Consider the following 229-nt stretch of genomic DNA (forward strand, 5'->3'; position numbering starts at 1 on the left):
ACACCACGCACGCGCCCGCGCCGCTGGCCGCAGTGGTGTTGCAGATGGGAGCCGTGGCAGCGCAGCCCGTGTCCTGGGCACCAGCCTGAGCCGAGTCGAGGCACACCACGCACGCGCCCGCGCCGCTGGCCGCAGTGGTGTTGCAGATGGGAGCCGTGGCAGCGCAGCCCGTGTCCTGGGCACCAGCCTGAGCCGAGTCGAGGCACACCACGCACGCGCCCGCGCCGCT

1 protein-coding gene is annotated in these 229 nt (G+C 74.2%); it reads right to left on the reverse strand.

What is annotated here, in order from left to right:
- Positions 1–229: hypothetical protein (locus G4D85_RS49115; RefSeq protein WP_275900436.1), on the reverse strand; the 229-nt coding region annotated here is incomplete at both ends.

Origin of the sequence: Pyxidicoccus trucidator (assembly GCF_010894435.1) — a bacterium.
GTDB lineage: Bacteria > Myxococcota > Myxococcia > Myxococcales > Myxococcaceae > Myxococcus > Myxococcus trucidator.